Origin of the sequence: uncultured Zhongshania sp., from assembly GCF_963975605.1 — a bacterium.
In the GTDB taxonomy this organism is placed as follows: Bacteria; Pseudomonadota; Gammaproteobacteria; order Pseudomonadales; family Spongiibacteraceae; genus Spongiibacter; species Spongiibacter aquimaris.
In genome coordinates this window covers 12,266-25,127 of the sequence record NZ_CAXBHN010000011.1, presented here as the reverse complement: position 1 = coordinate 25,127, position 12,862 = coordinate 12,266, and the positions used below count along the sequence as shown (strand labels likewise).

Sequence of the window (12,862 nt, the reverse complement as noted above, 5' to 3'; positions counted from 1 at the left end):
CTTCGCCGCCAAAAGATAAAATACCCCGCCTAGCAGCTCACCAAGACACCCGTAACTGTTTCCCGTCACGATGATACCCTTTACACTAAGACGAGAATACATCGATATCACGCCTTCATTGCTACGCGACATGCCGCGAACGCACTATTAAGCAATATGACGGCGTGCATTATCACCAATCTGTTCATTGCCTGCGAGTATATAAATGCAAATTAGTCTAAAGCCCTGCAAAGATGTCACCACAGTAAACACCGACTGCCTGATTCTTATCATTGATCGGGCACTTAGCACCGACATCGCCAAGGCCGCAGATTCCGCCAGCGGCGGCGCTATTAGCAATATCATTAAGCGCGGTGACTTTAGTGCAAAAATTGCCGAGACACTGTATTTACCGGCGATCAGCGGGCTAAAAGCACAGCGCTTGCTGCTTATTGGCAAAGGTGACGGCGGCGATTTAAAAGACAGTGAATTCGATAAAATCATCACAGCGGCAATTAGCAGTGCAAATAGTGCGAGCTGTAAAGACTTTAGCATTATGCTCGACGGCGTCGGCGTTAGCCATCGCACTGAGTCATGGCAATATCAGCGTATCGCGCTTCTTTCGACAACCGCCGGATATCGCTACACCGCAACGGTCAGCAAACCCAAACCACCGCTCACAATCAAGCGCGCAACCCTACAAGCTGCCAATACCGATGCCAATCGGCGCGCGGTTCACGCCGGCCTCAGCATTGGTAAAGGTGTCAACGTCGCGCGAGACCTCGGCGATCTGCCCGGCAACATCTGTACACCAAATTACCTTGCCAACGAAGCCCGCGCATTGGGCCGCAAATTCGAATCCGTCTCGGTAAGTGTGCTCGACGAAAAGAAAATGGCGCAGCTGGGTATGCATTCACTGCTCTCGGTCTCAGCCGGCAGTGATCAACCTGCACGACTTATTGTTATTGAATATAAGGGGGGTAAAAAATCTGACAAGCCCCATGTTTTAGTTGGCAAAGGCATCACCTTCGACACCGGCGGCATAAGCTTAAAACCCGGCGCGAAAATGGATGAAATGAAATACGATATGTGTGGTGCAGCCAGCGTTGTCGGCACCATGGGCGCTGTCGCTGAGATGGACTTAAAGCTAAACGTGATCGGCATTGTCGCGGCAGCTGAGAACATGCCGAATGGCAACGCGACGAAACCAGGCGATGTGGTGACAAGCATGTCCGGGCAAACCATTGAAGTTCTCAATACCGATGCCGAGGGCCGCCTCGTACTTTGCGATGCACTTACTTATGCTGCTAAATTCAAGCCAGCCTCGGTAATCGATATCGCAACACTTACTGGTGCCTGCGTGGTCGCCCTGGGCAAACATGCCGCCGGATTATTCAGCAATGACGACGATTTCGCCGCAGAATTACTCGAACAGGGCCGCCTAGCTCAAGATCGCGCATGGCATATGCCCCTGTGGGACGACTACCAATCTCAACTAGATAGTAATTTCGCTGACATTGCCAATATCGGCGGGCCGGAAGCAGGCAGTGTTACTGCGGCCTGTTTCCTGTCTCGCTTCACCAAAGACTATCGCTGGGCGCATCTCGATATCGCCGGTGCGGCTTGGCACGGCGGTGCGAACAAAGGAGCCACTGGCCGCCCCGTCGGTCTACTGTGCCAATACCTAGCCAGCAAAGTCGGCAAGTAGTGGCTAGCAGATACACGCAATGACGCGAATTGATTTTCATATTCTTAGCTTGCACGACGCAGAGGCGGCTATGCTTTACGCATGCCGCCTTACCGAAAAAGCATGGCGAGCCGGTCATCAGGTGTATTTGCACTGCGATGATGTGAGGACGACAGAAATCCTAGACAGGATGCTCTGGCAGTATCGCGAAGAAAGCTTTATCCCTCATAGCTGCCACCCCGCTGACCAAAACTCCGTATTAGTCGGCTGCGGCGAACACGCTGGCGAACACTGCGATGTACTGGTTAACCTTGCCCTGAAAGTACCAAGCTTTTTCAGCCGGTTTAAACGTCTAGCGGAAATCGTCAGTCAACAAGAGGACAAACTAGGCGCGTCGCGTGAGCGTTACAGCTTCTATAAAAACCGCGGCTACCCGCTTAAAACTCACACCATCAAAGGTTAGATCCCAATGGCTAATGACAAAGGCCCATTGCTGGGTGAACTCGAAGAGCTAAAAGCCGTTTTACGCAAACAACGGGCTGTCGACTTATCAGCCATTCCCCTACTTGACGATATTATTAATGAGCCGAGCCCCTCGGTCGACGATTCAGAAACAGACGGCGAAAGTGCTGCAAGCACTGAATACAGCGAGCTAAGCGAATATATTGCCGACAATGTCGGTATAAATGAATTTGTGGCCACAACAGTAAAGCCGAGTTACGAACTCAGCTACGAATCCAATTATAGCGACGACGGGAATTACGAGCGGGAAATTTTCATGCAGGAAGTAATCGACTCGATGATGCCGGAAATAGAAGCACAACTTCGCAAGCGTTTGCTCAATTTAGACGAGAGCATTTTAGAACGCTGGTACTCCCAATTACGTCACGACAAATAAGACGAGAAGTTCACTCCAAACACGCCTTCTTTTTAGCCAGCCCGTCGAAAAATCAGTATACTTGTCCACTTTTAAATCGTCGCAACATACGGCTGAACCGCAAGGTCGATCAGCCCCTGCAACGCCACTAACATAACCTGTAAAGCAGGCCAAAACCCCACAGAGACCCAATGGACAAGACATTTCAGCCCGCAGACATAGAAACCAAGTGGTACCAGAATTGGGAAGAAAAAGGCTATTTTTCTCCCCAGGGCAAGGGCGACTCTTACAGCATTATGATCCCACCGCCGAATGTCACCGGCAGCTTACACATGGGACACGCCTTCCAAGACTCCATCATGGATGCCCTCACCCGCTACCACCGCATGAAGGGGCACAATACCCTCTGGCAGGTCGGCACCGACCATGCCGGTATCGCCACGCAAATGCTGGTCGAACGCAAAATTGCGGCTGAAACTGGCCAGACACGTCACGACCTCGGCCGCGACGCGTTTCTAGAAAAAGTATGGGAATGGAAAGAAGAATCCGGCGGTACCATTACTCGCCAGCTCCGCCGTCTAGGTGCATCAGTAGATTGGAACCATGAACGCTTCACCATGGATGACGGATTCTACAAAGCCGTACAAGAAGTCTTTGTTCGCCTTTACGACGACAAACTCATTTACCGCGGTAAGCGATTAGTAAATTGGGACCCCAAGCTACACACCGCGATATCAGACCTTGAAGTCGAAAACACCGACGAAAAAGGGTTTATGTGGCATCTGCGCTATCCCTTAGCAAATGGCGAGACCACCGCAGATGGCAAAGACTATTTAATCGTCGCGACCACACGCCCAGAGACTATGCTTGGCGATACGGCAGTAGCGGTTAATCCAAAAGACGAGCGCTACGCTGCGCTGATCGGTAAATTTGTCGCGCTACCGCTGGTAAATCGCCTTATTCCGATTGTCGCCGACGATTACGTTGATCGTGAGTTCGGCACCGGCTGTGTAAAAATCACCCCCGCCCACGACTTTAATGACTACGCGGTAGGTCAGCGCCACAAATTGCCGATGATTAATATCCTCGACAAAGACGCCGCCATCCGCGACGAAGCGGAAATCTTTAATAGCGACAGCTCCGAAAATACCGACATTGATAAAACCTTGCCCGCAAACTACGCAAAGTTAGACCGCTACGCGGCACGGAAAGCGATTGTTGTGGACTTTGAGTCTGCCGGCCTACTCGAAAAAATTGATGATCACGCCTTAAAAGTCCCGCGCGGAGACCGCTCTGGATTAGTGATTGAACCGATGCTGACCGATCAGTGGTTTGTTGCCACAGCGGCGCTGGCCAAACCCGCAATTGAAGCCGTGGAAGACGGTCGAATCGAATTCGTCCCCAAGCAATACGAAAATATGTATTTCAGCTGGATGCGCGACATTCAAGACTGGTGTATCTCTCGGCAACTTTGGTGGGGTCACCGCATTCCCGCTTGGTATGATGCGGAGGGAAATATCTATGTCGCCCGCGACGAGGCTGAAGCCCGCAGCAAATATCAATTATCTCCCGACCTGGCACTAAACCAAGACGACGATGTGCTCGACACGTGGTTTAGCTCTGCACTTTGGACCTTCGGAACATTGGGCTGGCCTGAGCAGACCGAGCGACTCAAAAACTTCCATCCGACAGACGTGTTAGTAACCGGCTTCGACATCATTTTCTTCTGGGTTGCCAGAATGATCATGATGACCATGCACTTTAATAAAGACGAAAACGGCGCGGCCCAGGTGCCTTTCAAAACCGTTTACGTGACTGGCCTAATTAGAGATGAACAGGGCCAAAAAATGTCTAAATCCAAGGGCAATGTTTTAGACCCGCTGGATATGATTGATGGCATAGAATTAGACGCGCTATTAGAAAAGCGCTGCGGCAATATGATGCAGCCACAGCTGGCTGAGAAAATCGCCAAGGCTACCCGCAACACATTCCCGGAAGGCATCGGCGCCCACGGCACTGACGCCCTGCGCTTCACCTTATTTTCGCTGGCCTCAACGGGGCGCGACATAAACTGGGATATGCGCAGACTGGAAGGCTATCGCAATTTCTGCAACAAGATTTGGAACGCAGCCCGCTACGTACTGATGAATACCGAGGGTCAGGATTGCGGTGCAAACAGCGAAGCTGTTGAGCTTAGCCTTGCCGATCGCTGGATAATTTCCCGCCTCCAACAAACCGAGCAAACGGTCGCGGACGCCATGTCAGCCTATCGACTCGATCACGCGTCTCAGGCAATTTACGAGTTTATTTGGAACGACTACTGTGACTGGTACCTAGAATTATCTAAGCCGGTACTGTGGGATGACAATGCAAGCGACGAAATAAAACGTGGCACTCGCCGCACGCTGATTCGGGTACTTGAAGCCACTCTCCGTATGGCCCATCCCTTTATGCCCTTTATCACCGAGGAAATTTGGCAGCAGGTCGCCCCCATCGCAGGTGTCAATTTCAACGCTGGCGACGACACCATTATGTTGCAAGCCTATCCGCTAGCCGAAAATGAAAAAATTGATGACGCCGCCATAGCCGATGTCGAATGGCTGAAGCAGGTCATTCTCGCTATTCGCAACATTCGCGGCGAAATGAATGTACCTCCGTCAAAAGCCCTATCGCTATTATTAAAAAATGGCAGCGATGAAGATTTACGACGCCTGACTAGCAACCGTCAATCACTCAGCAAGCTCGCTAAACTCGATAACATTCAATGGCTAACAGGCGAAGACGAAGCACCTATGTCAGCTACCCAGTTAGTTGGCGCCATGGAAGTGCTAGTACCCATGTCAGGCTTGATCGACAAGGCCGCTGAGATTACCCGCTTGGAAAAAGAAATCCAAAAATTGGACAAGGAAATCCAACGTCTGCAAGGTAAACTCGGCAACGCCGGATTCCTGGACAAGGCGCCGGCGGATGTGGTCGCGAAAGAGCAGGAAAAACTCGCCGCTCAACAAGCTGCCTTAGCAAAACTCAGCGAACAAATTCAAACCATTCAAGCATTGTAAAGCTGCAACCTAGTACTCCTTCAACATGATGTTGAAGGAGTACTAGTTCTACTATAAATAGCCAAGGCATAGACAAAATCGCTAAAGCCGTTATAGTAGAACTCACGACAAGTTTATTATTCGCCGTGATGTGATGGTTACACCCAGATACAATGTGCTGACACCGCCCGTTCCTCGCAGTAATCACTGCTTTGGGGCCAACTCCCCCCTAAGATTTAAGTCACTCGATACGTTTATTACATTCCGACAGCAAGCCAGCATTCACTATTTCGTCCTGTTTTCACCCTATCTGTTTAACAACTCAATGAGGAAGAGCAATGAGCGACCGCGCGTCCGGTACAGTTAAGTGGTTTAACAATGCCAAGGGGTTTGGGTTTATTACCCACAGTGAAGGCAGCGATGTCTTTGTGCACTTCCGCTCTATTCGCGGTGAAGGCTATCGCACATTAGACGAAGGGCAAACTGTTGAATTCAACCTGATTGACGGACCCAAAGGCCTGCAAGCCGAAGACGTCACAAAAGTTTAACCGGCGGCAACACACTCTAGCGCGAGAGCGGCAGCTTACTTAGCCCTCGCGCTAAACCGGAAACTCAGAATGTTTCCACTGCAAGCCGTGGTCGGTACTCCACTGCCCTCGTTAATGCCGAAGGCAGCACGGGATCGCTATACACTTTATGCGGATCTCTTGCTTGTATGCGAAGAGGTCTAGGTGAGATATAAATAATTCGCACGCCATGCTCTGAGCAAAACTCAGCCAAATCACTGCTCTCACCTTCAGCCAGTATAAGTACCGTTTTCTCAATATTTGCCATGGACAGGCGCGCTGCCAGCTCCGCAGTAGAACTGAGCCAATAGGCGTCTTGACCACCCAAAGCCAAGGCCGCATGTACCGACGCTTTTAACAAAGGGTTAGACAAACAAGCCAGTATACCCACACCCTCAGCGATGGGGATGCGCTTCGACGTGGTATCTACAGTAAACGGTATCGTGAATACAAAACGACTTCCATTTTTGTGTTGGTCATCTAATGAAATTTCACCGCCCATCAATCCGAGTAAGCGAGTGGAAATGGCCAAGCCAAGGCCGGTACCGCCAAAACGACGAGCGCGGCTATTCTCTTCAAACATAAACGGCTTAAATAACTGTTTACGTATTTCTTGCGACACACCGACACCGTTATCTATCACCTCAAACTCGACACGCTGTCGTGGCTCAGAAACACTATCTGCGGCTTTCAAGCGCAATTGAACAAGCCCTTCGCCATGTAATGAATTCGTAAACTTCATGGCATTATCTAATAAATTAATCAAAATTTTACGCAAGCGAGGCGCATCGGCGAAAACCGCTGTGGGCACACTCGGGTCAACATGCAAAATAAATCTGAGCTTATTTTTACTAGCGCGCTCAGCAAATTCGTCAGCGACACCCTCGACAAATTCCACCAACTGAATACTTTCAGCCTCCATTTCTACATCACCGGAATCAAGGGCTGAGTAATCCAGAATATTGTCTAAGGTTCCCAATAAGCTCTCTGAGGAACGCCGCACCGTATCGACCATCATCCACTGCTCTTGATCGACCTTGGTTTTACTCAACAAATCTGCCATACCAATGATGCCGTTCATGGGGGTTCTGATCTCATGCCCCATAACAGCCAAGAATGTCGCCTTGGTGCGATTTGCAGCTTCAGCGCGAAGCAGTGCTGTTTCCAACTGTTGCGTGCGCAGGCGCACACGGTCCTCGAGATTGCGATTTAAGCGCCTCACTTCGCGCTCGGTTTCTTTAAAGTGGGTAACATCAGAGTGCATGCCCACAATTCGGATAACTTGACCACTACTATCCCGCTGCGCGCAAGCACGCGTTACCGCGTCACAGATAGTGCCGTCTCGACGTCGCAAACGGTGCTCATCTCGAAACAATGTTTGGTCACTGTTGATGAATTTGCGTATAGCCTCTTTTACCCGCGGCCGATCTTCCGGGTGAATACTGTCTTCAAATACAACGTGGCCGTCTAGTGGCTGCCCACCGCGGATACCAATCATACTGAGCCAAGCAGCGCTAAAAAATACCGAGTCAGTAGTCAGATCCCAATCCCACAAACCGTCTCGTGACGCCATCATTGCCATTTCAAAGCGTTTCTGCGCGTGCTCGTATTGCTGATATAGATGCCGACGCTCAGAGACATCTTGTAAACAAACCACCAATACCTCGCCCTCGTCGCTGTCAAAATCGCCAAACCGAAGCTCTACAGGTATTTCTTCGTCATCCGCATTCAGAACGAGTAATTCACGACCCTTAATATATTGAGTGCCCCTGCCATCACTGGTGTCTAGATAATTTCGACAATACAACTCGTACTGCTGCCGAAACCGCTTTGGCAAAATGTCGGTCATCTGCATTCGAGAAAGGTCATCGCGGCTATACTTCAAAAATTCCGCCGCGGATTGGCTAACCGAAAAAATTTCGCCGTTGCGGTTAGTTATAATCGCAATTCCTGGCAAGGTATAAACAAGGCTATTAAAGTATGCGCGTGTACAGAGCATATCTTGATGCTCCCTCGCGAACTTTCTAGAGACATATATACCTGCTATCAATGGTGCCATGCACAGAAACAGCAAAGTAAGGACAAGCTGGCTCTGCTGCCGCCAAAGTAATTGATCCTTGATTACCGATGCTGCCGCGACCGCCTCCGCTTCCTGTTGCTTTGCCCATAGACGCTGCAAGCCGTCCAATAATTTTTTAGAGTCTACCTGAGGGTTCAAGGGAACTGGCACGCCCGCCAAGGGCTCCACAGCCTCTGCTTGATAAGATATATACAGGTCCAACACATGCATTATTTCTTGCGAATGTGGCTGCGAAAACTGCTGCAAAACGTCGCCCATTAAAAGCTCTTGCCCTTTCAATAGACGATTGCGAATAATATCTGCTTGAAATTTATCATTGACGATGTATGCCGTGGCAAACTCTTGGATCACATTGCCTCGCGCTAAGACATTATCTAATTCCATTAAGGCTGCGCTGTGTTGCTGCAACAGGCTTAACGGCACGCCAGATGATGAATTCGCCGCCAGTCTGTTGAGAACATAGGCCTGATTGGCAAATAAGATAAACATCAGCGCACTGAGAACCACAATTGCGGTGTTGAGTATGGTGCGGTGCTTCTGAGTACTAAGCTTCGCCTCTCTGGATTCGATCCAGTCGCGCATCAATATGTCCTTTTTTATCCCGGCTAATAAGCAGCTTAGCCACTCCTCAACAATGCCACATAATGGATTTAAGGGAAGATAAGAACTATTCGTATTTTCCACTAGCAGGACAAAATCTAAGCGGCGAAAAGCTCCCTCTTTGTAATGTTTTGACAATTTCGCCATACATGGGCGCCGATCTCAGATCCCGCGACGTGATCGTATACCAATGCTATAATTGCGCGCGGGTATAAACCCCACCTGCACTTTACGGGTAGGTTCTTTCCACTTTTAGCAATTTTTGGATCTTTATGTTACTGATAATTAGAATTATATTTTTGGCCATCTTAAGTTTTTTGAGCATTGCAGCGCTCCAATTCATAGGTATTAATGTAAGCAGTCCCATTCCGGCGGCAGTTATTACACTAGCAATACTTCTTGCTATGCTCCTATCGCCTAGCCTGCCAGCACTAGCAGACAAATTTAAAAGTCAACGCGAACGCGGTACGGTTAAATGGTTTAACGTGAGCAAAGGCTACGGATTTATCACCCGCGACGCGGGCGGTGATGTGTTTGTTCACTTCCGCTCGATACGCGGCCAAGGTCGCGGCCGTCGCAGCCTAAACGAAGGGCAAACCGTTGAGTTTGCACTGAGCGAGGGTGAAAAAGGTCCTCAAGCAGAGGAAGTATCCATCGTTAAGTAACACCGCACCTGTGGCAGTGTCTCGGCATTGCCACTCTTCCTTCAAGAAAGCATTTAGTAATGTGGCGGGCGCTCAAGCTCGTGTGTTAACGCTCCCTCTCCCGCGCTATTTTTTTGCTGAATCTGCTCGTGCAGCAACTCCAAAGTACGGCGCAAATTACGTATTTCAAGATCTTGCGCAACCACACGCTCATTCAATGCATTTAGCATGTCCTCTTGAAACGCCAGCTGGGTCTGCACATCGATCAGCGCTGCATTTACATCATCGGCCATTAAAGGCTCCCTAAAAATTAACACTCAAATAGCCCTAACAAAGGCGATGCCATTATAATCATCACAGCGTTAAATAGGAGAAATTCGTGTCTAGACTTGTCTACTCTACCGATATTGGTCGCCGCTGCCCCGACTGCGGCCACGCCAACACCGAATGCAGCTGCAAAAACACTGACAATTTAGTGCCCACTGGCGACGGGATCGTGCGTATCCGCCGCGAAACCAAGGGCCGGAAAGGTAAAGGGGTCAGCATCGCAAGCGGGATATTAATAAACGCTGCAGAACTTAAAACGCTAGGCAAAGAGCTGAGACAAAAGCTCAGTACAGGCGGTGCAATCAAAGACGGCGAACTAGAATTTCAGGGCGATCATCGACAGGCCCTCAAAACGCTTTTAGAGGCAAAAGGGTACACCGTCAAACTTTCTGGGGCTTAGGGTTTAATAAGTTAGTATTCAGTACACAAAAGCACTGTAAACCTTTAATAAGGCTAACAATCACTATTGCTCTGTACTACTCTTTGCTGCCTGAACGCCACCTCACACTATAATAATTAAAGGAATCCTACATGCCCCTGCAACTACTGAGTGACAATATAGAAATTGGCGTTGTTACAACAAATATAAGCAATATGCGTCGCTTTTACGGCGACATCTTAGGGTTAAAATACGAATCAGAATTGAAGTTCCCCGGCGGAGTCATGCACCGTTATCACATGGGCTCCGCCATCGTAAAACTGGTGAGCTACGATACCCCACCGGAGAACGACGTTATCCCTGGGGGTGGCTTCAGCGCCAAGGGTTACCGCTACATCTCGATGGGTGTAAATGGCTTAACTGCATGGTTCACTGAACTAAAGGCCGCTGGCGTAGAGATTCCCGTTGATGTCACGGCCTTCGCCGACGGTATAGGTTTTGGGTTCTTAGCCGACCCAGACGGGAATTGGATAGAAGTATTTGGCGTGCTGTAATTTAAGTCTATAAGCCTAATTTACGCACCTTCTCAATCAGGGTTGTTCTTCGCAGGCCTAGATGCGCCGCCGCCTTACTCATCACGCCTGCATGTGATGCCAAGGCCTGAGATATCCACTCTCGCTCGAGGTTTTGTATATAGGCTTTCATATCGATACCGTCGGTTGGCAAAGCCGGTAGCTCCCCAGCTGGCGCCGCGTCCTGCGCAACTAATGGCGCGGGCTGCCAATCGCTCTCACCATAGCGATAGTTTTCCGGCAAGTCAGTCAGCCCGACCACCGAATCAGGGTACATAATCACTAAACGCTCAAGCAAGTTTGCCAATTCTCGGATATTGCCCGGCCAAGAGTGGCTGCAAAGCGATCTTAGCGCTGAATCTGCCAGACGCAGCTGCCCCAAACCCTCACTTTCAATTTGTTTCGATAAGGCCCGAATCAGATGCCCAATATCATCAGGCCGTTCCGCTAACGCTGGCACCCGCAGCGGAAACACGTTAATTCGATAATAGAGATCCTCACGAAATTGCCCCGCGTTGATCATCTCTTCTAAATTGCGGTGGGTAGCGGCAATAATTCGTACATCCGCACTGCGGGTTTTATCCGACCCCACCCGCTCAAACTTGCGCTCTTGAATGACCCGGAGGATTTTCACCTGCATTTCCAGGGGCATATCACCAATTTCATCAAGGAAAAGTGTGCCGCCCTCCGCCAATTCAAAGCGCCCTGCTCGGCTGGATATTGCACCCGTAAATGCCCCCCGCTCGTGGCCAAACAATTCGCTCTCCAACAACTCCCGGGGAATAGCGCCACAGTTGATAGGAACAAAGGGCGCATCTCGGCGACTAGATAAATCGTGCAGTGAACGGGCAACCACTTCTTTGCCAGCACCTGAGGGACCCGTTATGAGCACCGTCACAGCCTTGTCAGCCACTTGCGCAGACAAGCGCCTAAGTTCTTTCACCGCTGGGCTTACCCCGACCAATCGCTGCTTATCTCCCGCAGCCTCAATTTGAGTCTGCGCTTGCCCAAGCTGCAGCCGATACAAAACTTCCAACACATCTTGATAATAGAAGTCGCTACTCAAACTTAATTCCGCGTTGGGCTTGCTGTGCGCATCGGCCTTCGACCTCAAATCTACCAGCGGTATCGTCGCTTGCCCGAGCCACTGGGCTTGCTCCACGCTAAGACCGCTCGAAAAAATAGCGGTGCAATCACCAGGGTTCAAACCGGCACAATCTGTATAAATACGGTAATCCCCCAACGACAATAGAATCGTTTGCAAACGCATGCTGAGCGAGTCCGGCGCAAAGATCGCAAAAATAGGAATGGTAGGAGCAGAGGCCACGGCGTTTCCTTGGGTTAGATTTAGCTTGGCACAGTCAATTTATTGACTATACCAGTAATACAGTCAAAACCATTCATAATCGACACGAAAAAGTCAAATAATTGACGCCAAAAATAAACTCAACACGCAACTAAAGCCGACCCACCTACACACACCGGACCGCCGAAACCCTTGCGATGACCACGGGCATACGGCACAATCTGCCACCTTTCCCCCAGCAGAACGGTCATTAGCATGTCAGACGGCAACCCTCCTGTTTATTACTTATCATGGGATGAACTGCACCGTGACACACGGGCGTTGGCTCGCAAGCTCACGCAGCCATCCTGGAAAGGTATTATCAGTATTGCCCGCGGTGGGCTCGTGCCCGGCGCCATCTTGGCAAGAGAGTTAAATTTGCGCGTTGTCGATACGCTCTGCATCGCCAGCTATGACCACGACCAACAGGGTAAAGTGAATGTCCTTAAAACCGTCGAGGGCGACGGCGATGGATATCTGCTCGTTGATGACCTGGTCGATACCGGTGGCACCGCCAAAATTGCCAAAGAGCTACTGCCCAAAGCCTGTTTTGTCACGATTTACGCCAAACCCAAAGCCATGGCTTTAGCCGAACATTTCGTACGCGAATTTAGTCAAGATACCTGGATACATTTCCCGTGGGATATCGAACCAGCGTACAGCCAACCGCTAGTGCAATAAAAAACACATAAGCTAAATACTCGATCACGCAGTTAAGCTTTTGATTCAAGTCAACATTCACTATAAACTTCGTTTCGTTTTACGCAG

At 49.9% G+C, this 12,862-nt stretch carries 12 protein-coding genes; 9 read left to right on the top strand and 3 right to left on the bottom strand.

Annotated features, from left to right (window positions below):
• The first annotated feature begins 205 nt into the window (after positions 1-205).
• The 5 genes from AAC007_RS10815 to AAC007_RS10795 all read left to right on the top strand — a co-directional run bounded on the left by AAC007_RS10815 (position 206) and on the right by AAC007_RS10795 (position 6,129).
• Positions 206-1,687 carry a leucyl aminopeptidase gene (locus tag AAC007_RS10815; protein WP_295872455.1) on the top strand — a complete coding sequence of 494 codons (1,482 nt, stop codon included), beginning with the start codon at positions 206-208 and terminating at the stop codon, positions 1,685-1,687.
• Between the two features lie 19 nt (positions 1,688-1,706).
• The gene (locus tag AAC007_RS10810) at positions 1,707-2,129 is read left to right on the top strand and encodes a DNA polymerase III subunit chi (RefSeq protein ID WP_296436388.1); all 423 of its coding nucleotides are present in this window, start codon (positions 1,707-1,709) and stop codon (positions 2,127-2,129) included.
• Between the two features lie 6 nt (positions 2,130-2,135).
• The gene (locus tag AAC007_RS10805; protein ID WP_296436387.1) at positions 2,136-2,564 is read left to right on the top strand and encodes a hypothetical protein; all 429 of its coding nucleotides are present in this window, start codon (positions 2,136-2,138) and stop codon (positions 2,562-2,564) included.
• A 170-nt stretch (positions 2,565-2,734) separates the two neighbouring features.
• Positions 2,735-5,602, top strand: coding sequence for a valine--tRNA ligase (locus AAC007_RS10800; protein WP_339676691.1), 2,868 nt, complete (start codon positions 2,735-2,737; stop codon positions 5,600-5,602).
• Between the two features lie 317 nt (positions 5,603-5,919).
• Positions 5,920-6,129, top strand: coding sequence for a cold shock domain-containing protein (locus tag AAC007_RS10795; RefSeq protein WP_339676690.1), 210 nt, complete (start codon positions 5,920-5,922; stop codon positions 6,127-6,129).
• 64 nt (positions 6,130-6,193) lie between these two features.
• Here AAC007_RS10795 and AAC007_RS10790 read toward each other — a convergent pair whose 3' ends face one another.
• Complete coding sequence (locus AAC007_RS10790; RefSeq protein ID WP_339676689.1) at positions 6,194-8,974, bottom strand: ATP-binding protein; 2,781 nt, start codon at positions 8,972-8,974, stop codon at positions 6,194-6,196.
• A gap of 257 nt (positions 8,975-9,231) precedes the next feature.
• Between AAC007_RS10790 and AAC007_RS10785 the strand changes: the two genes are divergently transcribed.
• Entirely contained in the window at positions 9,232-9,492 is a 261-nt protein-coding gene (locus tag AAC007_RS10785; protein WP_339676687.1) for a cold shock domain-containing protein, read from the top strand.
• A gap of 53 nt (positions 9,493-9,545) precedes the next feature.
• Here the strand turns inward: AAC007_RS10785 and AAC007_RS10780 are convergent, their stop codons facing one another.
• On the bottom strand, positions 9,546-9,764 hold the full coding sequence (locus AAC007_RS10780) for a SlyX family protein (RefSeq protein ID WP_339676686.1): 219 nt from the start codon (positions 9,762-9,764) through the stop codon (positions 9,546-9,548).
• 86 nt (positions 9,765-9,850) lie between these two features.
• On the opposite strand from AAC007_RS10780, the gene AAC007_RS10775 reads away from it, so the two are divergent.
• Positions 9,851-10,198, top strand: coding sequence for a stress response translation initiation inhibitor YciH (locus AAC007_RS10775; RefSeq protein WP_339676685.1), 348 nt, complete (start codon positions 9,851-9,853; stop codon positions 10,196-10,198).
• 131 nt (positions 10,199-10,329) lie between these two features.
• Complete coding sequence (locus tag AAC007_RS10770) at positions 10,330-10,731, top strand: VOC family protein (RefSeq protein ID WP_339676684.1); 402 nt, start codon at positions 10,330-10,332, stop codon at positions 10,729-10,731.
• A gap of 7 nt (positions 10,732-10,738) precedes the next feature.
• Here the strand turns inward: AAC007_RS10770 and AAC007_RS10765 are convergent, their stop codons facing one another.
• A complete protein-coding gene (locus AAC007_RS10765; RefSeq protein ID WP_339676682.1) occupies positions 10,739-12,076 on the bottom strand; it encodes a sigma-54 dependent transcriptional regulator in 1,338 nt (445 codons plus the stop codon).
• Positions 12,077-12,310: 234 nt separating this feature from the next.
• On the opposite strand from AAC007_RS10765, the gene gpt reads away from it, so the two are divergent.
• Entirely contained in the window at positions 12,311-12,775 is a 465-nt protein-coding gene (gpt, locus tag AAC007_RS10760; RefSeq protein ID WP_339676680.1) for a xanthine phosphoribosyltransferase, read from the top strand.
• Positions 12,776-12,862 lie beyond the last annotated feature (87 nt).

What these genes read in the sequence shown, in the direction of transcription:
- AAC007_RS10790 (WP_339676689.1), bottom strand. Translation starts at nt 8,974, where the DNA reads ATGGCGAAATTGTCAAAACATTACAAAGAGGGAGCTTTTCGCCGCTTA.
- AAC007_RS10805 (WP_296436387.1), top strand. Translation starts at nt 2,136, where the DNA reads ATGGCTAATGACAAAGGCCCATTGCTGGGTGAACTCGAAGAGCTAAAA.
- AAC007_RS10785 (WP_339676687.1), top strand. Translation starts at nt 9,232, where the DNA reads ATGCTCCTATCGCCTAGCCTGCCAGCACTAGCAGACAAATTTAAAAGT.
- gpt (WP_339676680.1), top strand. Translation starts at nt 12,311, where the DNA reads ATGTCAGACGGCAACCCTCCTGTTTATTACTTATCATGGGATGAACTG.
- AAC007_RS10770 (WP_339676684.1), top strand. Translation starts at nt 10,330, where the DNA reads ATGCCCCTGCAACTACTGAGTGACAATATAGAAATTGGCGTTGTTACA.
- AAC007_RS10815 (WP_295872455.1), top strand. Translation starts at nt 206, where the DNA reads ATGCAAATTAGTCTAAAGCCCTGCAAAGATGTCACCACAGTAAACACC.
- AAC007_RS10810 (WP_296436388.1), top strand. Translation starts at nt 1,707, where the DNA reads ATGACGCGAATTGATTTTCATATTCTTAGCTTGCACGACGCAGAGGCG.
- AAC007_RS10780 (WP_339676686.1), bottom strand. Translation starts at nt 9,764, where the DNA reads ATGGCCGATGATGTAAATGCAGCGCTGATCGATGTGCAGACCCAGCTG.
- AAC007_RS10800 (WP_339676691.1), top strand. Translation starts at nt 2,735, where the DNA reads ATGGACAAGACATTTCAGCCCGCAGACATAGAAACCAAGTGGTACCAG.
- AAC007_RS10795 (WP_339676690.1), top strand. Translation starts at nt 5,920, where the DNA reads ATGAGCGACCGCGCGTCCGGTACAGTTAAGTGGTTTAACAATGCCAAG.